The sequence below is a fragment of the Mycobacterium sp. genome (assembly GCF_052144515.1).
Classification (GTDB): domain Bacteria; phylum Actinomycetota; class Actinomycetes; order Mycobacteriales; family Mycobacteriaceae; genus Mycobacterium.
In genome coordinates, this window is sequence record NZ_JBKQQD010000305.1 from 1 (window position 1) to 24,045 (window position 24,045).

The following is a 24,045-nucleotide window of genomic DNA, read 5'->3' on the forward strand; positions in this document are numbered from 1 at the left end:
GGACGGAAGCCGCCGGATGTGGCCCCAGCCTCGGCGTGCCTGCTTGCCCCTTATGCGGTTCTCCCGTGCGATCTACGTGCGATATAAATGACAACTTCAGACTACGCCTGGCAACGTGTGACGCGGAAGAGTTGACTCGTCTCAGCAGCTAAATAGGCTATTCGGGCCGGTAGGAGAAATCCTGCACAATCACCCCGCGATTGATACTGACCCAATCGCGCCCGTCGAGGTATGGACGCAGACTCCGGCCGATGAGTTCGGCGTCAGCTGGTGTCTTAGGCCGCTGAAGTTCGTAGACGTGCGGCAGTTCGGCCATACCGGTCACGACATTCCACAGTGTAAGGGCGGCCGGTCCCGTCGGCGGGTCCACCAGTACCGGCCCAAACAGACACTGCCCCAATAGAAACAGCGTCGGTACGCCGTATCCGCCCGCGTCGACCACCCGCTGATGGTCGGCGCGAATGTCATCGTGAGTGGTGGGATCGTCCAACGCCGCATCGAAGACCGCCGCGTCGACACCGATGTTGCTCAGCAGGCGCCGAGCGATCGCGGGATCGTGCGGTTTGCCGCCTGCCACGTGCAGTTCATGTCCGATCGCGGCGTACCACTGGTCCAGCAACGACATCTCGGTTCGCCGCAGCATTGCCCCGATCCTCATCAATGACCAGCCGTAGGACCAGTCCCGTTCCCACGGGTGCTTCTTGCCCTCTACCCGGTTGATCTCCTCGAGGCTGAAGAATCGCCAATTGACGGTTATCCCCAATTGCTCACGAACGTCACGGATCCACAGCGACGTCTGATAGGCAAACGGGCACATGGGGTCGAAGTGAAAATCCACCACGGTGTTCATCAGTCCTCCATCACCGGCTGACCGCGGGCTCTTTGGCGGTCAATGCGGCGAAGATCGCCGCGTTGGCCGCCGCCCCGACGGCAGCGACACTCAGATCGCGGGCTTTGACGTGAAAGCCCACGGCCAGCACAAAATAGACCGTGAGCATCGCAGTCGTCAGTCGCGCCAGCCCAGGAAACCATCGCGCCGAGAACAGACCGACTGCTGCGGCGGCCTTGATCGGTGCGAATATCCACCGGTATCGGGGCGGAAAATTGATCGCATCGAGCACTTGTGTCACGAAGGGCATCGGAATGGCATCGCCGACCGCACTTGCCGCCAAGTAAGCCGCCAACGCGTCATAGGTCCGCACCGAGGCCACGATCTTCCCCTATCTGCTCAGTAGTGGTAGGTGTCGGTCGGGGCGGGGCTGTGAACCTGTTCGTCGTCGAATTCGGACACTTCGATGCCGTAGGCACGAGCCAGGTCGAGGATCTTGGTGGCCCGGGCGATGCGCGGCAGGTCTGAGCCGTTGCGGATCTCTCCCCCGTCACGTTCGAATTCTGCGAAAAATTCCTTTGCCCAAGCGATTTCGTCCTGCGACGGGGACAGGCCCTCATTGACCACCGAACATTGGTCCGGCGCTAGGCAGATCTTGCCCGTCATCCCAAACTCGACGGAAACGGCCGTGGCCTCGATGAGCTTCAGCGCGTTGGAGCCAATGGTCGGTCCGTCGATCGCGCTGGGCAGGTTGGCCGCCTTCGCGGCGATGGTGAAGCGTGACCGTGCGTAGGCCAGCGTGGTCGGCTCTTCACCGAAACCGGTGTCGCGCCGGAAATCGCCGATGCCGAAGGCGAGCCGGAAAGTGCCTTTGGCCGCGGCGATCTCGGTGATGCGCTCCAGACCCCGGGCCGTTTCGACCAGCGCCACGATCGGCACATTAGGCAATCGTCTCGCCGTCTCGGTGACATGATCCACCGATTCGACCATCGCCAGCATCACCCCGCCGACCGAGAGGTCGGCCAATGCCGCAATATCGTCCGCCCACCAGCGCGTGCCGAACCCGTTGATGCGAACCCAGTCGGCGTTGTCGCTGCCAAGCCAGCGCACGACGTTGTCGCGGGCCGCGTCCTTGTCTTTGGGTGCGACGGCGTCCTCGATGTCGAGAACGACGATGTCGGCGCGGGACCGCGCCGCGGACTCAAACCGGTCGCCATGCGCGCCGTTGACCAATAACCAACTGCGGGCCAGCACCGGATCGATACGGGAACCCACGTCGGCGGGATCCGCCGCGTGGCTGTCGACCTGGTCATACATTGATTGATCTGCCGTCATGTTCAACCCCGCCGCTATTGAGATCGTCGCCCCTAACCGTAGCGACACCACGAATCTGGTGGCTAGGAACCTCAGGTCCCGGCCCGTCGGTGGGCGAAGGATGGTCACAGCATGGCGTTTAGTCGTGGCCGCGCCGGGTATTTACTCAGCTCCCCTACCACCGGAGGTGTACCGGCATGACCGAGATGATTATCGAGTCTCCCGACGAAGTCGTCGCGTTTCTTAAAGCACAGCACAACCTGATCGAGGACATGTTCGACGAAGTGCTACATGCGTCGGACCCCCAAGCGCGCGAGAAGCCGTTTGTACAGCTGCGCCAATTGCTGGCCGTGCATGAGACGGCCGAGGAAATGGTGGTGCATCCCCGTGTGCGCCGTGAACTCGATGCCGGCGACGCGATCGTCGATGCCCGGCTGAAAGAAGAGCACGAAGCCAAGGAGCTGCTGTCGCAAATCGAGAAGATCGACATCACCTCAGAGCAGTTCATTGCTGAGCTCACCAAGCTGCGCGACGCGGTGCTTGAGCACGCCGAGCACGAGGAGAGCGACGAATTCCCGAAACTGCAGCGGGCACTCGACGCTGGCGACCTCAAGCGGATGGGCACAGCGGTGCGCGTGGCTGAGGCGATCGCACCAACCCGCCCGCATGCCGGCGTGGAATCGGCGAAGCTGAATTTCGCCGTCGGACCGTTCGCGTCGCTGCTCGACCGTGCCCGTGATCTGATCCAACAAGCAATCGGCTAGTTCTCGGCGGACTCTCCGTAGTCTGGTGGCGTGAGCGTTGCACCGGATGTGACCGTCACCCTGCAAGACCGCTTTTCCCGCGAGTTACCGGAAATGGCTGTCCGCTGGCAGGCCAAAGCGCCTTCCGACCCGCGACTCCTTGTGCTCAACGAGCCGCTGGCCGCGGAGCTTGGCCTCGACGCCGCCTGGCTGCGAAGTTTCGCCGGGCTCCAGTTCTTGGTGGGCAGGCTGGTTCCCCGGGGTGCCGCTCCGGTGGCCCAGGCCTACGCGGGGCATCAATTCGGCGGCTTCGTCCCGCGCTTAGGCGACGGGCGGGCACTGCTGCTCGGCGAGCTCATCGGCGCCGACGGGCGAATGGTCGACATCCACCTCAAAGGTTCCGGCCCCACGCCATTCGCCCGCGGCGGCGATGGCCTCGCCGCGGTGGGGCCAATGCTGCGCGAATACATCGTCAGCGAGGCGATGCATGCTCTGGGTGTCCCCACCACGCGATCCTTAGCCGTAGTGGGCACGGGGCGCCCGGTACAGCGCGAGACGCTGCTGCCGGGCGCCGTGCTCGTCCGCGTGGCCAGCAGTCACCTGCGGGTGGGCAGCTTCCAATACGCCGCGTCCACCGGCGATGTCGACCTGGTGCGACGCCTCGGCGATCATGCGATCGCCCGTCACTATCCCACCGCGGCGGAGGCCGAACACCCCTACCGCGCGCTGTTCGAAGCGGTGGTCGCCGTCCAGGCATCGCTGATGGCCCGATGGATGCTGTTCGGGTTTGTCCACGGGGTGATGAATACCGACAACATGACGATCTCCGGCGAAACCATCGACTATGGACCCTGCGCCTTCATGGAGGCCTACGACCCCGACACAGTCTTCAGTTCGATCGATTCCTGGGGGCGCTATGCCTACGGCAACCAGCCTGTGATTGCCGGGTGGAACCTCGCCCGGTTCGCTGAGACGCTTCTTCCGTTGTTGTCCAACAACATTGAGGAAGCAGTCGCACTCGCGGAGGAGTCATTCGACGTATTCCACGCCAAGTACAACTCCGTGTGGTCATCGGGGATGCGAGCCAAACTTGGTTTGTCCGCGGATGTCGAAGCCCAGGCCGTCACGCAGTTGGTCGACGAGTTGCATCGCCTGTTGAAGGAGAGCCACGTTGATTACACCTCGTTCTTCCGTCAACTCGGTCGTGCGGCAAGAGGCGATGCAGAATCCGTCCGCGGATTGTTCATCGACCTCGCCGGCTTTGACGACTGGATGTCGCGTTGGCGAGCCCTGAGTCCGAACCCCGAATCGATGGACCGCGCGAACCCGATCTACATTCCGCGCAACCATCTGGTCGAGGAGGCCCTGACCGCGGCGACGGCGAATGACCTCGATCCGCTCGAGCAGCTCCTTGACGCCGTGACCGCCCCCTACGACGAACGCCCTGGTCTCGAGCGTTACGCCAGTCCTGCTCCAGAGGATTTCGGCGACTACCGAACCTTTTGCGGAACCTGAATCACGGCTTGCGCAGGCGGGCCCGTATCAGGCCAATGCCGATCAGGCCGACGCACAGCACAAGCGCGGCGAGGATGGCCTGCAGCCCGAAGACCGCGAGGTCGCTAACGTCATAGGAGCTGTCCCCTTTGACGCAGTGAAAGCTCACCGACATGCCCGGTTGGTACGGCGCCAGGCGGTAGCCGCTGATGCACACGATCCCGCTCATCCACAGCGCGCTCGACGGGGTCAAAGCGATCACTGCAGCCGCGACACCGACGCAGAGGCCGATCGCGCCGCCGATTGCCCCAACGATCGCCCCGAAACGATTGGCCCCGACGAACTCCCGCGCGCCACGGGCTTGGCGGCCCCCGGATGCCAGATAGACGGGGTCAGACGGGCGCTGGCCGGCAACCGTCGACGCAGCCGAACTACGCCGCTCAGGGTTGTCCGGATCCATCAGCAAATAGTCCCACGTCCCAAGCGCCAGCGCTGTCCCTATTTGCTGGGCACTTGGGCGGCGATCTGCGCCGCGATGTTGACGGCGGCCGGATCGTTGGCGGCCGGGCTGTCTGCGAGGACGTCGATGACGACGTTGTTACCGAAGGTCAGAGCCCGCTGAGCGGTCAGGCCGCCGCCCTCCTGGGCGCCCGGACGGTCGTATATCTCCAGACTTATCCGCGCGGTGGTGCTCAAAACGCCATTGGTGTTGGAGATCGGCCCCACATCCCGCACCTCACGACCGCCCGACATGGTGTGGGCAAAGCTCCCGTTGGAGCACGCCTGCCAGCGTTGCGCCGAAGCGGTGAAGAATGCGCTGGCCTGTTGGGCTGTGGGAAACAGCACGACGCTCTGCTCGGCCACGTGAGAGTGCGACGGATCGCCCAGAAATTGTCGGTGAACGCCGCTCCATCCACTGTTGGCGTAGGCGTTGGCCTCCGCCGAGCTGTAGATGGGTAGGCACTCCGGGCGCGACACCATGGCACTCATGTCCTCCATGCGCTTCGTGTCGTCGGCCACGGACAGCTCGGTGGTCCCCATCGCGGCATTGATCTGCGCCGCACTGAGCAACAGCCCGTCCAGCGCGGCCTGGGCAACCGGCGGCACAGTCGTCGACGTGGTTGTGGCGGGGTCTGCCCGGTTGCTGTTGGCGCTGCAACCGGCGACCAGAACGCAGAGCCCGGCAAGCGCGACCGCCGTTCGGTGTTGCATAACGCAGGAGTATCACAGTCAACACCGAGGCCCGAGGTGTCATTCGATCAATCAGAGCGCGGGCGCGCTGGAGTCGTGCGACAGTTCCGAAGATGACGAGCAGCGTCGCGGTGATCGGAGCCGGGCCAGGCGGGCTGATCGCCGCGCGTTGGCTGCTGTCGCAGGGATTCGAGCCGACGCTCTTCGAGCAGGGACCGGCGTTGGGCGGGCAGTGGGGGGGCCTGGATGGCCGCAGCGGCGTGTGGCCGGGCATGCACACGAACAGCAGCCGCACCTTGACGGCCTTCAGCGACCTCGAACACGATACCGACCTCGTCTACCCGTCAAACCGCGACATTCTCAGCTACTTGAACCGCTACGCCGCGACATTCGGCCTTACGTCGCGCATCCGATTCGGCACCCGAGTCGAACTCATCACACGAGACAGGGCCGGATGGCTCGTGCGTCACGCCGGAACGGATGAGCGCTTCGACCGGGTCGTGGTGGCCAGCGGCAGGTTTCACGCCCCCGCCATCCCGGCTGTGCCCGGGCTCGACACGTTCGCCGGCCCGGCAGGAGCCATCTCCACCTACCACTACAGGGGGCCAGACCCGTACCGCGGCAAGCGCGTCCTCGTGGCGGGCTGCGCGATCAGCGCGTTGGAGATCGCCTCCGAACTCGCATTGCTCGGCGCCGCACGCGTGGTGGTGACCCAGCGGCGGCAGCGGTACGTCCTGCCGAAGTTCGTCGCCGGAGTCCCCTCCGATCACAGCTTCTACACGCGATACGGAGCCTTGGCCAACGAGACCCTGCCGGCGGCTGAGATGGAACGCCAGCTGACGCAGGCCGTGCTCGAGGCCGCGGGAAGCCCCGAGCAGTACGGCGCACCGACGCCGGACCCGTCACTCTTCGCAGCGGGGGTAACCCTAAGCCAGCAGTACCTGCCGCTCGTCGCCGAGGGCCGAATCACGGTGCGCCCGTGGATGAAATCCATCGCCGACGCCACTGTGACGTTCGCCGACGGCCATGCCGAGGAGTTCGACGGGATCGTGCTCGGCACCGGCTTCGAAATCCGTCTGCCCTTTCTCAGCGCGGACATCCGGGCGATACTCAACCTCGACGCGGTGCACCTGGACGCCGACCGCTATACCTTCCATCCCGAGCTGCCGGGGTTGGCCTTCATGGGAATGTGGGACCAGTCGGGCGGATACTTTGTGCCGCTGGAGCTTCAAGCCAGGTGGATCGCCTACACGTGGGGCGGCACGATCCCGCCGCCGTGTGAGAGCGACCAGCGGCTGGCGATCGCCGCGTATCGGTCGCGGCGGGGGATGCCACAGAAAACTCAAATGAACCTGGCGGCTGTGACTTTCGCCCGGGCCGCCGGGGTCGAGCCGCATCTGCATAACTGGCCGCAGCTGCGCCGCGCCTTGCTGTTCGGTCCGCTCGTACCGAGTTGTTTCCGGCTCGAAGGCCCGGATGCGCTGCCCGATGCGCCGGCCCGGTTCGTGCGCGAGGCGGGCACCTTCGGCGCGATCACGTCGAACGATCTCACCGAGCGGGAAAGAAGCCACTGGTCGCTCGTGAAAGCTGCTGCAGTGGCAGCAGCTGCGCTCTAGTCCGGTGCCGTAGGTGCTGATGCCTCGCCCGGTCGTGTGGTCCGGCGCGCCGCGCCCCAGAGCCCAACTCCGACGCCGACGACGGCGCCGCCAAGGCCGATGAGCTGTTGCGAGCGCGTCAATTCGTCGTGCACGCTCAGTCCGCCGACTAGGTCGGACGCGTCGGCGCCGGCGGACGCGAGGAACCAGCCGCGGCTGTTTTTGCCGCGCAGCCCTGACGACAAGAGCAGCGCACCGATCAAAGCGTCGCGGTATCCCATCGACCGCAACAGCAGTCGCGCCGTCGGCGACGGCTCGCTCCGGTCGCCCCAGAGACGGTTGGCGCGGAGCGGGTCGACGAGAAACTGGATGCCCGAGGCAAGGCGGATGCTTCCCGCGACCAGCGCGGCACGGTCGATCGACATAGCCCGCAGCCTAGTTCGGCGCGACGATGGCTACCATAACCCTCATGGCCGAGCCGGGCCGGGCCGCCGATGAGACCGTCGCACACGATGTCGGCAAGACCGTTGCCGTGCCTAACTCCACACCCACCGACGCGGTTGAACTCGCATGGTCGGACAACTCGGACCGCAGCGTTGACGCCGACGGCCCGGGCGAAGACATCCCGAACGAACCGGCCGCTGTCCGCCAGTCATGGCGCGCAACGTGGCGCATCGCCGGGCTGCTTGTGGTGGCCGGTCTGGTGTTGGCCGGGGCCATCGTTGTGGGGCGCTGGGCGTTGACCACGACGCAGTCTCCGACCAGGGCCGCGAACCCGCCTGCCCGAACCGCATCAGCAGCGCCTTCGACGACGGCCACCGCCCCGTCATCGATCGCATCCACACCAGATCAGGACGACAAGTACATCCAGGCCCTGAACGACAAGGGCATCTCGTTCGCCAATCCAGGGGCCGCGATCTACAACGGCAAGACGGTGTGTCAGAACATTGGTCAGGGGATGACGGTGCAAGAGGTAGTGGCGGCGTTTCGTGCGAGCAGTCCGGCGTTCAGTGACAATGCCAACGACTTTGTGGCCATCTCGGTTCGCGCGTACTGCCCGCAACACAACAATTTGGTCGCCGGGTTCTAATGCCGCTTGAGACCTCCCTACGGTTTTGTTACGTATGGTTTGCAAACCGCAGCATCGGGTATCCGCTGCCTCCGACGGTTCACGAACGTGGGGCCCGCGAGGCGAGAACGATCGGCCGGTGACGCGGCCCACGTCGCAAAGAGAACGACAACGAAGGAGGGCAGTGGTGAAGCGTGGCATCACCGCCGGCATGGTCGGCGTGGCCATGGTCGCGGCAGCGTTGGCCGGCTGTTCGAGCAACAAGTCCAATCCGGGCGCATCGAGCTCGAGCTCGGCCGCACCGGCGGCAGCGGCTGGCCCGCAGGTCATTGTCGACGGTCAGAAACAGAACGTCACCGGTCAGGTCACCTGCACCGCGGCCGGCGACAACACCAACATCGGGATCGGCGATGCGTCCAACGGCGTCGGCGCGGTGGTCAGCAACGCCAACCCACCGATTGTCCATTCCGTCGGACTTGGCAACGTCAACGGCGTCGCACTGGGCTTCTCCGACGCCGCACCGGGTCAAGGCGGCGACGCCGGGGCCGCACAGAGCGGCAAGTCCTACGCGATCAAGGGCAACGCGACGGGCGTCGACATGAGCAACCCGCAGCAACCCCAGCAGGTCAAGAAGTCATTCGAGATGGACGTGACCTGCCCGTAAGGCAGGCCATCCCGCACCCGCGACGACGTCCGCTAGGAGGACAACCAGATATGTCTACGAAACGCGCCGTCGGCGCCGCGGCGCTCGCCGCAAGTATCAGCGTGTCGGCGCTGACGCTGGGCACGGGATTCGCCCTCGGGGCGCCGGGGGCTCCCACGCCGCCGCCGTGTCCGAACTGCAACGGCGGTCCCCCTCCCGGCGGTGGCGGACCGAGCCACGAGCCGCAGGGCCCGCAAACCCACGAGCCGCAAAGCCCGCAAAGCAGCGCGCCGCCGAGCCCGCAAACCCACGAGCCGCAAAGCCCGCAATCCAGCGCGCCGCCGAGCCCGCAATCCAGCGCGCCGCCGAGCGCCCCTAGCAGCGCGCCGCCGAGCAGCCACGGCCCAGAACCCAGCACGCCGCCTAGCGCGCCGAGCGAGACACCACCGAGTGGCCCGAGTTCTCCGCCGTCGAGCGCGCCGAGTTCACCGCCATCGAGTGCGCCGAGCAGCCAGCCGCTGGCGGCGCCGTCAACCCAGCCCCCGCACCCGGCCTACACGCCGCACGGTGCTTACGTTCGGGGGACTGTGGACGTGGGCGGCCCGACGGATGCGCGCGCCGGTTTCAGCGTCGTGGGTCATGGCGCGCCCCCGCCACCGCCCGAACGAGGGTGGGGCTGGAATGACGGCCCACCTCCGGGCGGCCCGCCACCTAACTGGGAAGGCCCGCCGCCTTCGGGCGGGTGGGGCGGTCCGCCGCCCCCCGGTGGCTGGAACCGCCGCTGGGACGGCCCGCCCCGCGACGTCGTGGTCGCGCAGGCCGATTTCGGCCCGTTCGCCTACAACAGCTACATGGTGATTCCGACCTTCAACTGGATGTTCGGCGGTTGGGGTTACTGGTACTTCGGGGTCTGGGTTCCGCTGTACTGATCAGCTGCTAGCCGGGCACGCGTCAGCGATCTGTATCGAAGCCGGCCACAATGCCGCAGTGAGCCCGAAGGCCAAGATGTCAGCGCCTGTCGGAGATAGCTTTTCCAGTCGCGTCTGGATCTGCTGAACCTGCTCGCCGTGCAGCGATGACCACACAAAGCCAATACCCAAATAGGGAATCGCCAGCCACAGCGCCACCTCGATCAGTGCTCCGATGCTGACCTGGTGATTCAGCACCCGCTGGAGTGAAGCCATCACTGGGGATGGCTCGCCAAATAGTCGCTGACGGGGACTCGCTCGGATTCGGCGTAACCGACGGGCAAGAGCACGTCGCCAGCGGTCGTGTTGTAGTAGATGTCCCACCGGTAGTACGCGGCGAAGGCCGCCGGATCGCTTGCGATCACCGCGGCGTAGTCGTTGACGGCGCCGACGTAGTGGCCGGAGTGGTTGTAGCCGAAGATGGCGTGGTCGTGATCGTTGGCGAAGCCGTTAGCGGCCAGGAAGCGACCAGCCGTCATGATGCTGTCGTGCAGTGAGTGGACGTCGCCGCCGTCGCCGTATGTGGCGAACGTCGAGGGCAGGAACTGCATGGGACCTTCCGCCCCGGCGGTGCTCACCCCGACGATGCGGGCGAAGCCGGTTTCCACCAGGTTGATCGCCGCCAGGTAGTTCCAGCCGACGCCGGTCGCCGCCTCCGCTTCGTGGTAGTAGCCGAGCAACGCATCGGCCGGCGCGGGTGCGTCGATGCGCCACGCGGGCAGTGTGTCTTTGATTTCTCCCCCGCTCAGCGCGGTGAGCTGCCGCCGCGCGTCGACATTGCAATCGTAGGTTTCGACGAGCGCCGGCGGGATTCCCGCTCGCACGGTCGCGTCCCACTCTGGGTGACGCCCGATGGCTCGATAGGCCACCTGCTGGCGGTGCGCCGCCGCCGCCAGCACAGCCTCCGACGAGGACGGGTCGCGCAGCGCCTGCTCATCGGCGCTCAAGTCGCCGGCGAGGACGGCGGGGTCCGTTGCCAGCGGCGGCTGCGCTCGGAGCGTGGTCGCTACCGGCGACGGCGTGGCGGTCGAGGTCGATGCGGCCGGTAGCCTGGTCGACCCCGAGCAGGCGGCGGTCGCGAACGCGATCATGACGACGAGAAGCGTTGTGCTACAACGCATTGCGCGTGCAGTCATTGTTTTCCGGTAGCTAGCGACATCTTCATTGTTTTGACCTCAGCGCTGCGGTTGCGCGAGCCGACGTCGCCGGTTCGCGTGTGTCTTCCATCTACATCTTCTCCGTGCCAGCCCGATTGGCCAAGCCCGAGAGGCCTCGCCGAACCAACAACAGCAACGTCACGAGCGCGACGACGACGGCTCCGATGACCAAACCAACCACCGCAGACGCTCCGGTGTCGACCAACCAGGCCAGCACCGCACCAAAAGCCTTGACGCTGTGGCGAACCCGATCCGCGGCATGGTGGACCATCTCGTACGGAGGGTGCCAGCCGAGGTGGTCGCTGCCCGCGAGCAGTATGTGGCCGCCCACCCAGAGCATGGCCACCGTGCCGACGTTTGAAAGCGCCGAGAGCAATGCGGGCATCGCCGCGACCAGGCCCCGACCGACGTACCGTCCGATTCGGGACGCGGTCTGGGTGAGGTGCAGGCCGACGTCGTCCATCTTGACGATGACGGCGACGACGCCGTACACACCGGCGGTCAGGACCAGGGCAACGACGATGAGGATGATGAGCCGCGGCAGGAAAGCCTGATCGGCCACCTCGTTGAGCGCGATCACCATGATCTCCGCGGACAGCACCAAGTCGGTCCGGATCGCCCCGGTCACTAAGTCGTCCTCGGCGACCGGCGAATCGTCGGCGTCATGACCGCGGATGTTGCCCCAAATCTTCTCGGCGCCTTCGTAACACAGGTAGGTGGCACCGAGCATCAGCATCGGGATCACCAGCCGCGGCGCGAACTGACTCAGTAGCATCGCGACGGGCAAGATCACCAGGAGCTTGTTGCGCAGCGACCCGATCGCGATGCGCTTGATGATCGGCAACTCGCGCTCGGCGGCAATCCCATGGACGTATTGCGGTGTCACCGCGGTGTCGTCAATGACCACCCCGGCAGCCTTGACGGACGCGCGGCCGCTGGCTGCCGCTAGTCGTGCGAGAACCGCGACGTCGTCGAGGAGCCCGAAAAGACCCGCACTCATCGCGTCTCCGCCATGGCGTTGGAGGGTACCCGCCGTCGGCGCGACGAGCCTGGCAAACATTGGCTTCGCCGACATCCAGCGGCTTGAAGAGGCCGGAGGCAGCACGCCCGCCGACATCATCCAGCGGCTCTTCGCGACAAAGAACGGCTTGCACAACAATTACCAGGATTTTCAGGAGTTTCTGACGCAGGGCGGTCGCATGGGCCTGCAGCACGACCCGTTGCTGTCGGGTCGTTACCTGCTGAACCCCTTGCTGGTCGAGGTCGAAGTTGTGCCCATGCTCGTTGTCGAACAGGGCCAAGTCGCCGTCATCAAGGCCTACGTCGGGCTGCCCACCGTCAACACCTCCGGCGAGGACTACAAGTACGGCTCGATCGTGGCCCCCGGCCACATGGGCATCTGGTATGAACCGTTGCGCACCGGCATGTACCCCATCAACCCGAAGATCTACAAGCCGAAACTGGTGCCGACCTCGATCCTGACGCTGAACTGGGCCGGCGATACCAGCGAAGCGCACGACCTCGACAAGGCCCTGTCCTCCATCGAGGCAAAGTCGCTGGACACCTTCGACTTCAAGCTCGACCTGCAAGTCCAGATTCACGTCCCGGACACGCAGGCGCCGATGGTCGTCTGGCATGATGCGTACGATGCAAAACCTCGTCAACGAGGTCCTTCAGCCCGCCGCCAGCAACCATTTCTTCAACGCCCTACAAAAGATCAAGGCGATCGACTTCATCCAGAAGCGCGAGCAGATCCAGCAGGAAGCCGAGCGGTTCGTGCGGGCCCGACAGTTAGGACTGTTATGGAGGCCGTGCGCACTCCCGATGACCGCTTCAGCAATCTGCCGGACTTCCCCTACCCACCGCGCTACGTCGAGAATCTATCCGGCTCACCTGGATTGCGCCTGGCCTACATCGACGAAGGACCCGCCGACGCTGCGCACACCTATGTGTGCCTACATGGTCAACCCACCTGGAGCTATCTGTACCGCAAGATGATCCCGGTGTTCCGATCCGTTGGCGGCCGCGTCATCGCTCCCGACTTCTTCGGCTTCGGCCGCTCCGACAAGCCCGTCGACGACGACGCGTACACCTTCGAGTTCCACCGACGCAGCCTCATCGAACTGATCACGCAGCTGGACCTGCGGAACATCACCCTGGTGGTGCAGGACTGGGGCGGCCTTCTCGGACTCACCCTGCCCATCGAGGCGGATCTGCGCCCACGCATCACCCGGCTCATCGTCATGAACACGACGCTGGCCGTGGGCGAACCGCTCGGCCCGGGCTTCGACGCATGGCGGGACTACGCCACCTCTACCGACGACCTCGCCGTCGGACGACTCCTGCGCCGGTCCGAGCCAACCCTCACCGAAGACGAAGCAGCGGCCTACGACGCGCCCTTCCCGGACAAGACCTTTAAGGGCGGGGTACGCCGATTTCCCTTGCTGGTCATGACCGAACACCATATGCCTGGGGTCGAGGTCAGCCGCCGAGCCGCCGACTTCTGGCACACCGCTTGGACTGGCCCCACCTTCATGGCAGTGGGTGAACGCGACCCCGTGCTGGGCCCCGAGATTATGGCCGGCATGCAGCGCCTCATCCGCGGCTGCCCTGACCCGCTTCGCCTCCCCCAAGCGGGCCACTTCGTCCAGGAACACGGTGCCAGCGTCGCCGCCGCGGCACTGGGGCATTTCGGCTAGGTCACCGCGCACCATTGCGCAATCTCCGCTGTTGGGCTGCGAGCGTTTCAATATCTTCTGATTGATTTGTTTGTCTGCTAGGTTTAGGTTCTTATCTATGCGGCCGGCGCGGGTTCAGGATCGCCGACTCGGCCACACCAATTACCGGACAGCCCAATTGAAAGGACAGCATCATGACTGTCGCGCCTGTTCTTGTCACTGGCGCCGCGGGCGGCATCCAAGGCTCGACTGGTTTCAATGTCACGCGGTTACTGCTGGACAACGGCCACCCCGTGCGCGCGTTCGTCCACCGCCTCGATGACCGATCGGATCGGCTCCGCGCGCTCGGCGCCGAAGTCGTCGAGGGTGACCTGCGCGAATTCCAATCAGTTTCGGCCGCAATGAGCGATATCCGCCGCGCCTACTTCGCCTATCCGGTGCAGGAAGGCCTGCTCGAAGCCGCCGGAACCTTCGCCGCCGCGGCCCGCTCGGCCGGGGTCGAGCAGGTCGTGAACATGTCGCAGTGGCTGCAGCCCGGTGGCGAGCAACCCACCCCGCACCAAGTGCGCCACTGGCTGGCCGAGCAGATCTTCGACTGGGCCGACATCGGTGCCGTGCATCTGGATGCCACCGTCTTCTACGAGAACCTCCGCACTTGGGCCCTGCTCAGCCTGGCCCGGGATGGGGTGATCGCCTTGCCGTGGGGTCCCGAAGCCACGGCGATCCCCATGGTGGGCGCCCTAGACGTCGCCCGCGTGGCCGCGGCGGTGCTGACGGGTCCACTGCTGGCAAGCGGCACAGTGGTTCGACTGATGGCAGGTGCGGTGACCAACAAAAACATCGCCGAGGCGTTCGGCGACATCCTGGGCCAGCCGGTGCAGTATGTCGAGATCACCGACGATGAATGGGCTGGCGCCGCTTCGGCTCTCGGCGTCAACCCCATTGCGGTGGAACACCTCACCCACTTGTGGCGTTACTTGCGCACTCGTCCACCCGAATTTCAGGCCTTCTATGGAATAACCGACGCGTTCGAACACTTCACCGGCCGGCCACCACAGTCCCTGCCAGAGTTCCTGCGAGAGAACGAGAAAATCTTCGCAGAGGCGGCGCCAGGCTGAGTCTCGCCTGCCCGGTAGGGCCGCATCCGGTCTTTACGCCTCCTCGTTACTCTCGACCCCGACGCCACCCAGACGTCGGTCGCAGCGGGCAGGAAGGTTGGACAGGGTATGCCGGATCCCGAAACCGACAAGTCCTCGGCGGTCGAGGCACGACGGTTCGAGCCCGATGCGGGCTGGGTTCCCGCTGATGAGCGCTTATTCGGCGTGGATCGGCGCACCATCGCCCCGACATTGGCGGTTTTCGCACTGGCCATCGTCATGTCAGTGGTGTTGCCCGTCATCAACGCCAAGGTTCCCTACGACGACAGCGTCAAAGCCGGCGATGTTCTACAGCTTCAAGGCGATGTGACGTTCGTTCCGGAGGCCGGCTGGGGTATCACATCAGGTGTCCGGGCCGGCAACGCCCCACTATCCGGCGAGTATCCCGCGACGGCGACCGTCGAGCACAGCGCCGTCAAATTCACCGTCCGCACAGCACCATTCGACGGAGACGCCAACAAGCTGCTCGACCAGATCGAGACGACCTCCGAGGCCCTTAACCGCGGTCGTGGCGTGCACGTGGCCGGCGCGCACACCACCATCGTTACCGATCAGGGCAGGCACGGTACGACAGCGCGGGTCACCGGACCGCACACCGGCGGCGTGATCGCCGCCTTCGTATTCGATGGGCGCGGAGTTGAGGCCGTGGCGACCGGACCGTCCGATGCCCGCCCGGAGCTCACGGCCGCGGTTTTCCGGATGATCCGCAGCATCCGCCATCCCGGAGAGGGAAAACAATGACGCTTGCCGACCTTGATCGTGCACGCGACGTCGCGCTCGACCTCTCCGGCTGGGGCCGGCGGTTCAGCTTCTACCAGCCACGCAACCTCGCGTTCTGGGGCTACCTGGTGCTGGTCGGGACCGGCGTGTTTCTCTCCGTATCGAGGGTCACCCGCGAGTACGACGCCTACGGCCAGGCGATCGCGCTGGCGGTGACGTCCTTTGCCATCTACGCCGCGCTGTTCTGGTGGTTCACCCAGCGCATCGACCGCTACGCCAAACTGCCCGCCAAACTGATGGCCGTCGCCTTTCTGTGGGGCGGCTTCGCCGCTACCTGGATGATGGCGGCGAGCGCCAACGACGCCATCCTCGCCTTGTACGCGAAGTCTTTCGGGCAGTCGTGGGCGCTGAATTGGGGCGCCGGTTTGTCGGCGCCGTTCACCGAAGAAACGGCGAAGGGCTCGGGGCTGCTGTTGGTCATCGCCTTGGCGCCACGGCAGGTGCGAACCGCGTTCGACGGGTTGATCCTGGGCGCGTTCATCGGCCTGGGATTTCAGATCCTCGAGGATATCACCTACGCCATGACGTCGGCCGGTTCCCAGTTCGGCGCGAATCAAATTGGGGCGTCGATAAGCACCATCATCATACGAATGGTCAGTGGGGTCGCCGCGCACATCCTCTACAGCGCAATCTTCTGCGCCGGTCTGATCTACCTGCTCGGCCGGCCCGCCGAACCACGCCGCGTCGGGCGGGGCCTGCTGCTGATGGCGATACCGATGTTGCTGCACGGCATTTGGGACTCGCTGGCGGCCACCAGCGGCCGAAGCGCGCTGATGCTGGTAGGCCTGCTCATCGCGGTGGTCGTCATGGCGTTCGTCATCGTCGCGCGGGTTTACGAGTTGACCGTGAGGCGGGAACGGGACTTCTTACGCGACGTCATGACCCCTGAGGAAGCCCGCAAGGTAATCACCACGGCGGAACTTGACGCATTGGCCGGCAACCGCAAGGCCCGCAAGCGCTTCCGCAAGGCCAGCCCCAACCGGCACGAACGCAAACGCGCCCGCTACGTCCTCAATGCCGCGTATGACCTCGCCCACGAACTGGCCGCCGCGCGCGGTGCGGATACCGACCGGGTGCGCTTTGCCCGCGCCGAGGTCGGCAGAATCCGCGCGGGCGTCCCGTCATCATGGTGATGGTGCATCGACAAACTCGGCGGCTATCAGCGTGGTTGATCCGGTCTGCCATTCGACCATGCAGACCTGCTGCAACTGTGCGCTCGTCATGGGTTCGCGGTGAACTCGATGTGCAGTGCTTCCAGCCCGCGAAGGATGTAAAGCGGCACGTAGTCGAAACGACGGTCCCCTGGCGGTCCGTGCCGGGCTTCGTCGAGCCGAATGTCTTTGAGCCGGTCCAGGATGCGCTCGATGGTGACACGCCCTTCGATCCGGGCCAGTGGACCCCCGGGGCAACTGTGCACCCCGCGGGCGAACGCCACGTTCTGGCGCGCATTCGGCCGGTCGACGCGGAGTTCGGCCGGGCATTCGAAGTGGCGCGGATCGCGGTTGGCGGCACCGGGCAGCAGCATCACCGTCGTACCAGCCGGAACCGGGACGCCGGCCAGCGTGGTCGCGACGCGGGCCAAACGGAAGTGGCTCTTGATCGGACTTTCCAGCCGCAGCATCTCCTCGACGAAGTTCGGAATGCGATCACGGTTGGCGCGCAACGTGCTCTGCAGGTCTGGATCCTCCGCCAAGACGCGCATCGCGCTGGACAGTAACCGGGCGGTCGTTTCGTGGCCCGCGATGAACAGGAACGTGGCCACCTTCGTGCTCTTCCTGGCCAGTGATGAGTCGGCGTACGCCACGGGAGCGGAGTTCGTCGTCGACGGCGGGCTGACCAGTTATGTGCCCGCCAAGATATGAGACCGTAGCGATCAGTTCTGCCGGCCGACCAATTCGGCGACAAACCGGTCGATGAAGCCATCCAACGGCGCTCTCCCGACCGGCCGTATCACGAACTTCGTCAATCCGGCGTCCAGGTAGGCGTCGAGTTGGCGGTGCAGCCGCTGCCAGCCGGCGGCGATCAGCTCGCTGGGGTCGAGGTCTGGGCGACGCCGGCGGACCGCCGCCGCCAACTCCGCCGGCAGCTCACCATCAGCAGAGCTGGCTAGGGCCAACGAAATGCCGAAGTGATCGGGTTCGATGCGCCGACCCGCCTCGGCCGCGGCCCGTTCGATCGCCTCGCGTCCGGCCCTCGCCTCGGCCGGGGTGAGGAAACTGCCCAACCAGCCATCGGCCAGCATGCCGATGCGCCGAAAAGCCGAGGGAGCCGAGCCGCCCAGCCAGATGTCCAACGGTGGCGCCGGCCGCGGCGTGATCGCCGCCCCGCTCACGGTGAAGAACCTGCCGCTGTAGCTGGCCGAATCGTCAACCAGCACCGAGCGCAGCACCCGCAGCGACTCATCGAACACCGCCGCTCGTTCTCCCTCAGGTACGACGAACACCTCACGCTCGGCCGGAATCGCCGAACGCAACCCAAAAACCGGAAGAACCCGCTTCGGCGCGACGGCCGCGAGCGACGCCAGCTGTTTGGCCACCAGCACCGGATGACGCCCCGGCAACACCACCACCGAAGTGCCCACCTTCAACCGAGAGGTCCGGGCCAGTGCGTAGGCCATACCGACCACCGGGTCCACCGCCGGGGAGTACACCAGCTCGGAGAACCACAGCGAGTCCACCCCGCTGTTCTCCAGGTGATCGATGATGTCGGCGAGTTGATCCGGTGCGGTGTCCGCACCCAGCCCGACCCCGAAGCGAATCTTCACCCGGTCTCCCTCCGTGTAGCCGCACGCGTGCTTAGCCCAACAAGGGAGGCCCGCTATTTGTGCCCGGCCAGAGTGCACCAGCTGGTACATGGATTGAAATCCCGATCCACTCTTCAGCAGGAAGGGCCGCGCCCATAGGCTCAGCTCCATGGACTTCGAGCTGCGCCGCACGGATTTGCACCAGACCCGCTTCATCTTCGGTGACGCGCCGTCGCCCGAAGACGGACAGGCTCTCCTTCGCGTCGAGTCCTTCGGGCTGACCGCGAACAACATCACCTACGCCGTGTTCGGCGAGGCGATGCGTTATTGGGACTTCTTCCCAGCCTCGGACCCGGACTGGGGAAAGCTCAATGTATGGGGATATGCCCACGTCGAGGAGTCGCGGCATCCCGATCTGGCGCTGGGCACACGCGTCTACGGCTACTTGCCTTGCGCCAGCCATCTTGTGGTGGTCCCCGACCGCATCAACGAGAAGGGGTTCGTCGACGCCGCCCCGCACCGGGCCGCACTGCCATCGGCCTACCAGGGCTACCGCGACGTCCAGACCGACCCCGTCTACTCGGCCGGCCGCGAGGCAGAGCACATCCTGTTTTTTCCGCTCTTTTTCACTTCGTTCCTCATCGATGACTTCCTGGCCGACGAATCCTTCTTCGGTGCGGACACAATCTTGATCTCCAGCGCCTCGTCGAAAACGGCGATCATCGCCGCCTACCTACTCGCCAAGCGTGACGGCATCGAGATCGTGGGGCTAACCTCGGCGGGCAACAGCGAATTCGTCAAGGGACTAGACATCTACGATTCGGTTTATCTCTACGACGAGGTCTCCAACCTGCCGGGCGACCGCGCCGTCTACGTCGACGTCTCGGGCGACGGCGCCGTCCGTACCAGCGTCCACGCCCACTACGGCGGCCGCCTCGCCCACAGCGCGGCAGTCGGTATGACCCATTGGACCCAGATGGCGCACGGGACAGGCAATCTCGAGGGTCCAAGCCCCGTCCTCTTCTTCGCCCCGGATCGCATCAAGAAGCGCGGCGCCGACTGGGGAACGGCGCAACTCGACCAAAAAGTTGCCGAGGCGTGGGCGCCGTTCGCGCAGTGGGCATCGGGTTGGCTTCGCGTTGAACGGATCTCGAGTGAGGACGACATCCAGCGGGCTTACCTGGAGCTACTCGACGGGAAGGTCGACCCGGCGGTCGGCACCATCGCGGATCTGTAAGGCAGAGATGACAACCAGGAGAAAAGTGACAGCACGATTCCGGGGACTAGTTGCGGTCCCGTTCATCGTGGCGCTGGCAATGCTGCTCGCGCCGCCCGCGGGGGCCGACGCCTACACAGACGATGTGGTGAACAGGTTCAACGCTCAGACGCATGTGGTGGCTGACCCAACGGCAACACCGCCGTTGCAGAACCCGGACCAGGTGAACCAGCAGATCCTCACCAGCCGGTGGACGTGGAGTCCGGCACCGCCAGTCTGGGTGGCGGCGGTCGCCCCGAGCCAGACCGGCCTGACCACACCGGATGCCATCCACAACACCATCTTGGGTCGTAATCCCCAGTTCGGCGGAGTCATCCTGGTAGTCGACTCCAAGGGCTACCATGTGCGCGCCTACAACGTGCCGAAGGCAATCGCAGACAGCGTCGACCCATTCATGAGTCAGGCGGCCAGGAGTCACCGCAACGACCCATACGGCGCGACCACTGAATTCGTCAGCAAGCTGGCCGATGTGAATGTGGCATCCGGTGGAACATCAACCACCTCCCCCGTCGTGAACCAAAAGCACACCAGCTGGACCTGGCTATGGGAAACGCTGATCATCATTGGCATTGCGCTGGCGGTGGTCGGCCTCATCTGGTTCGCCGTGAGCCGGAATCGTAAGCGCCACAACGACTCAGCGTCGCAGGAGCAGGTGAAGCAGGAGTTGATCTACGCCGAATCCGATGTCAACGACCTCGATAGCGCGGTGATGACCAACAGCAGCACAGACGTCAGCGCTGAGTCGTTGAAGGCCACCTCCAGCCTGCACGACGCCCGCAGGGCCTACAAGACGGGTGACTACGCCGCGGCGCGGGCGCACCTCAGGACGGTGCAGGCCGCCGTGGCCAAGGCCAACCGCAAGCTCAGTCCCCAAGACAGGACGGCCAGCCCAGGCACTTACCAGCCGAAGCCGGACGTGGCTGCCGTGCGGTCGGTGCCGGATGCGGAACGCAAGGAGGCCGAGGTGCGGACGACGGACCCAGACACCGGTCGACAGGTGACGATCAACAACAACAACTACAGCACCACGCAACAGCCGGGCTACCCGCACTACTATCCGGGCGGCTATTACAGCGGCATGTTCTTCTACCCGGGCTACTATCCGTACGCGTTCTGGGGTCCCGGCTGGGGTTGGGCCCTAACCGATGTCCTGCTGATGGATGCCCTGCTGGACGACCATTGGGGCGGCAGCTACGAACGTGGCTTCGAGGCCGGCCGAGACTCGGCGTACGTGACGTCTGATAGCGGCCAAAGCGGCCAAAGCGCCAACTACGACAGCCAGCAGGGAGACGTTGGGTTCGACGGGGGCTATCAGCAGTCAGGTGGTGGCGACGCGGGCTTTGGTGGCAACGACTACAGCGGAGGTTATGACTCCGGTGGTGGGGGTGTTGACTTCGGCGGGTTCGGTGGGTCCGACTCCGGTGGTGGCAGCTTCGACTTTGGCGGGTTCGACTCCGGTGGCGGCGGCGGGTTCGACTCCGGCAGCGGCGACTTCGGGTTCTAAGCCGTCAGAGACATTCCCCGGCGTGGACCATATGGCATGTCGGACATGTGGTCTCCCGGGTCGAGGCAGGCCCGGGCGCCAGGAACCTGGGGTCGCGCGCAGTGTGCTGCAGGAGCTTCAGTTCTGGCTCCCCGAGGGCGGATAAGACCCGGTCTATCGCCGCACGCACTTCCGTGACGAACTCATTCCTACGATCGCGCGCGATCGCGTCGGCCAATTGCCAGGATCGAGTCACCTCAACGCTCGGGCGGATGTCAAAGTGTTCGCGCGGCAGTCCATTTCGCCACGCGTCAAGCGTCGCCAGTTCACTTTCGCTGGCGTACCGGCGCGCGACGAGCCACTGCCGAAAGCTCGTGTCATCAAGCTTTTCACGGGGTCGGCGTCCGGGGCGCTGGTCGCGAAAGTCGTCGATGCATTGGCGCAGGTACTCCGGACCGGACAATTGCCGTTTCGGATACCACCGCTTGGCCGGTGCCGCTAGCCAGTACGCGAGATGGAAGTTGGCGCCGATGTCCCAATTCGGCAGGTCGGCGAGGGCGATGAGGGACTCGACCTTCTTCGGGTCGGAGTAGACACATTCGTACTGGGGCTTGAGTTCTGCGGGCCACATACCCAGACGGATATTCCCGCCGTCCAGCCACATATTGACCCGGTCGACAGCGCGCACTTGCTCTGGGAATTTGACCTCGACGCCGGGCGGGTAAACCCGCCCTGACGGCGAAACCACTGCTCCCCCAGTATGTTTCCCTGAGATCCCGGTAGCTTCTTCCAGGATCGCCGGCAGCTGTCCGTGATGGTATGCGTCTTTCAACGTTCCCCTCGACACGTCGCGTCATATCGCGTGCACGAAAGTCGGAGGGGGAGCACGACCGCCTCCAGTTTGTCAACCCAACGCGATGCCTGCCGCCAGGAACGCCAATACTTTCCATATTTGTCGTTCGTGGAGTAGAAACCAAAGGTAGCCAACCGAATCGAATGTTTGCCAAGCCGGGAGAAAAACATGTACATCACGCGCGCGACGGCCGCAGCCTCGGCCCTCGCCGCCCTAGCTGCCGGAGCGGCGGCTGCACCTGCGTCCGCCGCTCCCGAGATGATCGGCGACTACGTCCTCACCGAGACCAGCCCAACCGGCCAAACCCACGTCATCGATTGCAACGTCAATCCCTGCGGTGACGGATGCGCTGACATCAAAGCCGGGGTTGGAACCGCGCCAGCTTCGCCAGGCGGATCGAATCGATCCGCTGCCGCGGAACCGATGGCGCATCATTTCAGGCGCTCACGCTTGAGTCTTTCGGCGACCGACGTTAGGACAGTCACTTTTCATGCTTTAATGCACCGCACCTGCACACAAGGGTCTTACCCCTCTCCATGTGCCGTTACTCATTTCTGGCCGGGCGAAGAATTCAGGGTTTGATTTCCCTGTCGAATAGCCGTTTCGGCCAGGCAAGAATTAGTGGACGCTCGAATCGCCGTGCTAAAAGCGGCTTGTACCGCCACGCTTCCGTCATCATGAGGCCCGATGCGTATTTTGGCGATCGTCCTGTGCCTGGTGTTGGTACTGGCAGCCTGCGACCAACCCGCGGGTTCGGTGGGCGCCCCCGGCAAACGCGTACAGCTTGCCGACAGCCCTTTCGACATCCCCGTCGCAGCTTCGGTGAACCCCGACCCACGGGTGGGCGCCATCTTCCTGGGCGGCTTCGACCTGCACACCTGCACGGGCTCCGTGGTGCACTCGTCCTCGGGCGACCTGATACTGACCGCTGCGCACTGCATGGCCAAACAATTCACTGCAGTCTTCGTTCCCGGTTTCGCCAATACAGCCGCGCCGACCAACGTCTGGACGGTTGACGCCGTATACCTGGATCCACTGTGGGTCGCCTTCAAAGATCCGCGGGTCGACTACGCCTTTGCGCGAGTCAGCCGCCCCACCGGCGGATCGATAGAGGCGGCGGTCGGCTCCGCACTATCGCTGGGTACGGCACCCGCACCGGGTAGCCAGATCAGCGTCATCGGCTATCCGGCCCAAGTCGGGGGCACGCCGATCGGCTGCCAAAACAGCACCGGGATGAACCCGCTTGGTTTCCCCTCGTTTTGGTGCAAGGGCTTGGTCGACGGCACCAGCGGCTCGCCGTGGATCAGTGGATCGACGGTCACCGGGGTGACCGGCAGCCTTCAGCGCGGCGGGTGCACGCAATGGGTGTCGTATTCAGCGCCGTTTAACGAACGCACCGCAGCGCTACTGGCCCGCGCCGAAGCCGGTGGCCGGGGCGAGGCCCCGCCGCTCGCCTTCCTCGGTTGCTAGCTGCCGGGTCTCCCGCAGACGAGACGTCTGCTCAAGGCGCCTTTCCTGTGAATACGGAAGGCTTACTCTTGGCCCCGAACGGCGCGAAGGCCTCGCACGGCACTGTAGCGACCACACCCCGAAAGCACTTGTCGTCGAAGCCGTCTCGATGCTCGGGCGGTCCGCCGGCGGTATGGCCCTCGACATCGGAGCCGGATCGCTCAGCTCGTCTCGCCACCTGCTGTCGGCCGGATTCATCGTCGACGCGGTCGATCCCGATCCGCACTTGGCTGAACTCGCTGCCGCGCTGGGTAACTCGCGGCTGTTGATGCATTGGGCCGATATCCGGGACATCGAATTATCCAAGCGCAGCTACGACCTCATCGTCGCGATGCATGTCCTGCACCTGATTCCGCGCGCAGATCTGCACACGCTCATGCCAAAAATTGCGGGCTGGCTCACCGACGGCGCCGTCTTTTGCGCCACGTTCCTGGGCATCCGAGACTCCTGGGCTCCGACGCCCTGGCGCGCCACGAATCTACGCCCCGACGAGGTGCTCGAACTGACGTCAGGTCTCGAAGTGGTCCGCTTGGACGAGCGCGAGTAGGACGGCACCAACGTGC

25 protein-coding genes and 2 pseudogenes are annotated in these 24,045 nt (G+C 65.0%); 15 read left to right on the top strand and 12 right to left on the bottom strand.

Going from position 1 to position 24,045, the window contains the following annotated elements:
* Positions 1–157 precede the first annotated feature (157 nt).
* Genes ACLP9N_RS20575 through ACLP9N_RS20585 form a run of 3 tightly spaced genes read right to left on the bottom strand, consistent with a single transcriptional unit; the run spans position 158 to position 2,146 of the window.
* Positions 158–850, bottom strand: a complete 693-nt coding sequence (locus ACLP9N_RS20575; RefSeq protein ID WP_442409149.1) for a mycothiol-dependent nitroreductase Rv2466c family protein — start codon at positions 848–850, stop codon at positions 158–160.
* 10 nt (positions 851–860) lie between these two features.
* A complete protein-coding gene (locus ACLP9N_RS20580) occupies positions 861–1,211 on the bottom strand; it encodes a DoxX family protein (protein ID WP_442409150.1) in 351 nt (116 codons plus the stop codon).
* Between the two features lie 17 nt (positions 1,212–1,228).
* The gene (locus tag ACLP9N_RS20585; protein ID WP_442409190.1) at positions 1,229–2,146 is read right to left on the bottom strand and encodes an HpcH/HpaI aldolase/citrate lyase family protein; all 918 of its coding nucleotides are present in this window, start codon (positions 2,144–2,146) and stop codon (positions 1,229–1,231) included.
* A 194-nt stretch (positions 2,147–2,340) separates the two neighbouring features.
* Here ACLP9N_RS20585 and ACLP9N_RS20590 point away from each other — a divergent pair, with 194 nt between their 5' ends.
* The gene (locus tag ACLP9N_RS20590) at positions 2,341–2,907 is read left to right on the top strand and encodes a hemerythrin domain-containing protein (protein WP_442409151.1); all 567 of its coding nucleotides are present in this window, start codon (positions 2,341–2,343) and stop codon (positions 2,905–2,907) included.
* A 30-nt stretch (positions 2,908–2,937) separates the two neighbouring features.
* Complete coding sequence (locus ACLP9N_RS20595; protein WP_442409152.1) at positions 2,938–4,401, top strand: protein adenylyltransferase SelO; 1,464 nt, start codon at positions 2,938–2,940, stop codon at positions 4,399–4,401.
* 1 nt (position 4,402) lies between these two features.
* Here the strand turns inward: ACLP9N_RS20595 and ACLP9N_RS20600 are convergent, their stop codons facing one another.
* Complete coding sequence (locus ACLP9N_RS20600) at positions 4,403–4,840, bottom strand: hypothetical protein (protein WP_442409153.1); 438 nt, start codon at positions 4,838–4,840, stop codon at positions 4,403–4,405.
* Positions 4,841–4,878: 38 nt separating this feature from the next.
* A complete protein-coding gene (locus ACLP9N_RS20605) occupies positions 4,879–5,592 on the bottom strand; it encodes a sensor domain-containing protein (RefSeq protein WP_442409154.1) in 714 nt (237 codons plus the stop codon).
* Positions 5,593–5,684: 92 nt separating this feature from the next.
* On the opposite strand from ACLP9N_RS20605, the gene ACLP9N_RS20610 reads away from it, so the two are divergent.
* Entirely contained in the window at positions 5,685–7,187 is a 1,503-nt protein-coding gene (locus tag ACLP9N_RS20610) for a flavin-containing monooxygenase (protein WP_442409155.1), read from the top strand.
* Here the strand turns inward: ACLP9N_RS20610 and ACLP9N_RS20615 are convergent.
* Positions 7,184–7,591: a DUF4267 domain-containing protein gene (locus tag ACLP9N_RS20615; protein WP_442409156.1), complete on the bottom strand. Its 408-nt coding sequence runs from the start codon at positions 7,589–7,591 to the stop codon at positions 7,184–7,186. The genes ACLP9N_RS20610 and ACLP9N_RS20615 overlap by 4 nt on opposite strands.
* 44 nt (positions 7,592–7,635) lie before the next feature.
* Between ACLP9N_RS20615 and ACLP9N_RS20620 the strand changes: the two genes are divergently transcribed.
* The 3 genes from ACLP9N_RS20620 to ACLP9N_RS20630 all read left to right on the top strand — a co-directional run bounded on the left by ACLP9N_RS20620 (position 7,636) and on the right by ACLP9N_RS20630 (position 9,807).
* Entirely contained in the window at positions 7,636–8,256 is a 621-nt protein-coding gene (locus tag ACLP9N_RS20620) for a DUF732 domain-containing protein (protein ID WP_442409157.1), read from the top strand.
* 166 nt (positions 8,257–8,422) lie between these two features.
* A complete protein-coding gene (locus ACLP9N_RS20625; RefSeq protein ID WP_442409158.1) occupies positions 8,423–8,899 on the top strand; it encodes a lipoprotein LpqH in 477 nt (158 codons plus the stop codon).
* Between the two features lie 50 nt (positions 8,900–8,949).
* Positions 8,950–9,807: an MAP_0585 family protein gene (locus tag ACLP9N_RS20630; RefSeq protein WP_442409159.1), complete on the top strand. Its 858-nt coding sequence runs from the start codon at positions 8,950–8,952 to the stop codon at positions 9,805–9,807.
* Here ACLP9N_RS20630 and ACLP9N_RS20635 read toward each other — a convergent pair whose 3' ends face one another.
* From ACLP9N_RS20635 to ACLP9N_RS20645, 3 genes are all read right to left on the bottom strand, one after another.
* On the bottom strand, positions 9,808–10,062 hold the full coding sequence (locus tag ACLP9N_RS20635) for a hypothetical protein (protein ID WP_442409160.1): 255 nt from the start codon (positions 10,060–10,062) through the stop codon (positions 9,808–9,810).
* On the bottom strand, positions 10,062–10,982 hold the full coding sequence (locus ACLP9N_RS20640) for a lytic transglycosylase domain-containing protein (protein WP_442409161.1): 921 nt from the start codon (positions 10,980–10,982) through the stop codon (positions 10,062–10,064). The genes ACLP9N_RS20635 and ACLP9N_RS20640 overlap by 1 nt, the downstream gene beginning before the upstream one ends.
* 91 nt (positions 10,983–11,073) lie before the next feature.
* The gene (locus tag ACLP9N_RS20645) at positions 11,074–12,003 is read right to left on the bottom strand and encodes a DUF808 domain-containing protein (RefSeq protein WP_442409162.1); all 930 of its coding nucleotides are present in this window, start codon (positions 12,001–12,003) and stop codon (positions 11,074–11,076) included.
* A gap of 199 nt (positions 12,004–12,202) precedes the next feature.
* On the opposite strand from ACLP9N_RS20645, the gene ACLP9N_RS20650 reads away from it, so the two are divergent.
* The 4 genes from ACLP9N_RS20650 to ACLP9N_RS20665 all read left to right on the top strand — a co-directional run bounded on the left by ACLP9N_RS20650 (position 12,203) and on the right by ACLP9N_RS20665 (position 16,751).
* Positions 12,203–13,702 (top strand): haloalkane dehalogenase, encoded by a 1,500-nt coding sequence (locus tag ACLP9N_RS20650; protein ID WP_442409163.1) that lies wholly within the window; start codon positions 12,203–12,205, stop codon positions 13,700–13,702.
* Positions 13,703–13,875: 173 nt separating this feature from the next.
* Complete coding sequence (locus tag ACLP9N_RS20655; RefSeq protein ID WP_442409164.1) at positions 13,876–14,799, top strand: NmrA family NAD(P)-binding protein; 924 nt, start codon at positions 13,876–13,878, stop codon at positions 14,797–14,799.
* Positions 14,800–14,907: 108 nt separating this feature from the next.
* Positions 14,908–15,579, top strand: coding sequence for a hypothetical protein (locus ACLP9N_RS20660; protein ID WP_442409165.1), 672 nt, complete (start codon positions 14,908–14,910; stop codon positions 15,577–15,579).
* Positions 15,576–16,751 carry a PrsW family intramembrane metalloprotease gene (locus ACLP9N_RS20665; RefSeq protein ID WP_442409166.1) on the top strand — a complete coding sequence of 392 codons (1,176 nt, stop codon included), beginning with the start codon at positions 15,576–15,578 and terminating at the stop codon, positions 16,749–16,751. Before ACLP9N_RS20660 ends, ACLP9N_RS20665 begins: the two co-directional genes overlap by 4 nt.
* 86 nt (positions 16,752–16,837) lie before the next feature.
* On the opposite strand, the pseudogene ACLP9N_RS20670 reads toward ACLP9N_RS20665, so the two are convergent.
* A pseudogene (locus tag ACLP9N_RS20670) lies at positions 16,838–17,377 on the bottom strand (cytochrome P450); the annotation flags it as partial.
* Here ACLP9N_RS20670 and ACLP9N_RS20675 point away from each other — a divergent pair.
* Positions 17,373–17,480 (top strand): annotated as a pseudogene (locus ACLP9N_RS20675) (SDR family oxidoreductase); the annotation flags it as partial. The pseudogenes ACLP9N_RS20670 and ACLP9N_RS20675 overlap by 5 nt on opposite strands.
* Positions 17,481–17,491: 11 nt before the next feature.
* On the opposite strand, the gene ACLP9N_RS20680 reads toward ACLP9N_RS20675, so the two are convergent.
* A complete protein-coding gene (locus ACLP9N_RS20680) occupies positions 17,492–18,382 on the bottom strand; it encodes a TIGR03854 family LLM class F420-dependent oxidoreductase (RefSeq protein ID WP_442409167.1) in 891 nt (296 codons plus the stop codon).
* A 148-nt stretch (positions 18,383–18,530) separates the two neighbouring features.
* Here ACLP9N_RS20680 and ACLP9N_RS20685 point away from each other — a divergent pair, with 148 nt between their 5' ends.
* Positions 18,531–19,598, top strand: coding sequence for a DUF2855 family protein (locus tag ACLP9N_RS20685; protein ID WP_442409168.1), 1,068 nt, complete (start codon positions 18,531–18,533; stop codon positions 19,596–19,598).
* A gap of 25 nt (positions 19,599–19,623) precedes the next feature.
* Positions 19,624–21,141, top strand: coding sequence for a hypothetical protein (locus ACLP9N_RS20690; RefSeq protein ID WP_442409169.1), 1,518 nt, complete (start codon positions 19,624–19,626; stop codon positions 21,139–21,141).
* A gap of 4 nt (positions 21,142–21,145) precedes the next feature.
* On the opposite strand, the gene ACLP9N_RS20695 is transcribed toward ACLP9N_RS20690, so the two are convergent.
* Positions 21,146–21,868 (bottom strand): hypothetical protein, encoded by a 723-nt coding sequence (locus ACLP9N_RS20695; protein ID WP_442409170.1) that lies wholly within the window; start codon positions 21,866–21,868, stop codon positions 21,146–21,148.
* Between the two features lie 792 nt (positions 21,869–22,660).
* On the opposite strand from ACLP9N_RS20695, the gene ACLP9N_RS20700 reads away from it, so the two are divergent.
* Both ACLP9N_RS20700 and ACLP9N_RS20705 read left to right on the top strand, forming a co-directional pair.
* A complete protein-coding gene (locus tag ACLP9N_RS20700; RefSeq protein WP_442409171.1) occupies positions 22,661–23,443 on the top strand; it encodes a trypsin-like serine peptidase in 783 nt (260 codons plus the stop codon).
* Between the two features lie 148 nt (positions 23,444–23,591).
* Positions 23,592–24,029 (top strand): class I SAM-dependent methyltransferase, encoded by a 438-nt coding sequence (locus ACLP9N_RS20705; RefSeq protein ID WP_442409172.1) that lies wholly within the window; start codon positions 23,592–23,594, stop codon positions 24,027–24,029.
* Positions 24,030–24,045: the final 16 nt, after the last annotated feature.

Excerpts from the sequence above, each read along its gene's own strand:
- ACLP9N_RS20575 (WP_442409149.1), bottom strand. The coding sequence starts at position 850 with ATGAACACCGTGGTGGATTTTCACTTCGACCCCATGTGCCCGTTTGCC.
- ACLP9N_RS20585 (WP_442409190.1), bottom strand. The coding sequence starts at position 2,146 with ATGTATGACCAGGTCGACAGCCACGCGGCGGATCCCGCCGACGTGGGT.
- ACLP9N_RS20590 (WP_442409151.1), top strand. The coding sequence starts at position 2,341 with ATGACCGAGATGATTATCGAGTCTCCCGACGAAGTCGTCGCGTTTCTT.
- ACLP9N_RS20600 (WP_442409153.1), bottom strand. The coding sequence starts at position 4,840 with ATGGATCCGGACAACCCTGAGCGGCGTAGTTCGGCTGCGTCGACGGTT.
- ACLP9N_RS20605 (WP_442409154.1), bottom strand. The coding sequence starts at position 5,592 with ATGCAACACCGAACGGCGGTCGCGCTTGCCGGGCTCTGCGTTCTGGTC.
- ACLP9N_RS20610 (WP_442409155.1), top strand. The coding sequence starts at position 5,685 with ATGACGAGCAGCGTCGCGGTGATCGGAGCCGGGCCAGGCGGGCTGATC.
- ACLP9N_RS20615 (WP_442409156.1), bottom strand. The coding sequence starts at position 7,591 with ATGTCGATCGACCGTGCCGCGCTGGTCGCGGGAAGCATCCGCCTTGCC.
- ACLP9N_RS20620 (WP_442409157.1), top strand. The coding sequence starts at position 7,636 with ATGGCCGAGCCGGGCCGGGCCGCCGATGAGACCGTCGCACACGATGTC.
- ACLP9N_RS20630 (WP_442409159.1), top strand. The coding sequence starts at position 8,950 with ATGTCTACGAAACGCGCCGTCGGCGCCGCGGCGCTCGCCGCAAGTATC.
- ACLP9N_RS20635 (WP_442409160.1), bottom strand. The coding sequence starts at position 10,062 with ATGGCTTCACTCCAGCGGGTGCTGAATCACCAGGTCAGCATCGGAGCA.
- ACLP9N_RS20640 (WP_442409161.1), bottom strand. The coding sequence starts at position 10,982 with ATGACTGCACGCGCAATGCGTTGTAGCACAACGCTTCTCGTCGTCATG.
- ACLP9N_RS20645 (WP_442409162.1), bottom strand. The coding sequence starts at position 12,003 with ATGAGTGCGGGTCTTTTCGGGCTCCTCGACGACGTCGCGGTTCTCGCA.
- ACLP9N_RS20650 (WP_442409163.1), top strand. The coding sequence starts at position 12,203 with ATGGGCCTGCAGCACGACCCGTTGCTGTCGGGTCGTTACCTGCTGAAC.
- ACLP9N_RS20655 (WP_442409164.1), top strand. The coding sequence starts at position 13,876 with ATGACTGTCGCGCCTGTTCTTGTCACTGGCGCCGCGGGCGGCATCCAA.
- ACLP9N_RS20660 (WP_442409165.1), top strand. The coding sequence starts at position 14,908 with ATGCCGGATCCCGAAACCGACAAGTCCTCGGCGGTCGAGGCACGACGG.
- ACLP9N_RS20665 (WP_442409166.1), top strand. The coding sequence starts at position 15,576 with ATGACGCTTGCCGACCTTGATCGTGCACGCGACGTCGCGCTCGACCTC.
- ACLP9N_RS20685 (WP_442409168.1), top strand. The coding sequence starts at position 18,531 with ATGGACTTCGAGCTGCGCCGCACGGATTTGCACCAGACCCGCTTCATC.
- ACLP9N_RS20700 (WP_442409171.1), top strand. The coding sequence starts at position 22,661 with ATGCGTATTTTGGCGATCGTCCTGTGCCTGGTGTTGGTACTGGCAGCC.
- ACLP9N_RS20705 (WP_442409172.1), top strand. The coding sequence starts at position 23,592 with ATGCTCGGGCGGTCCGCCGGCGGTATGGCCCTCGACATCGGAGCCGGA.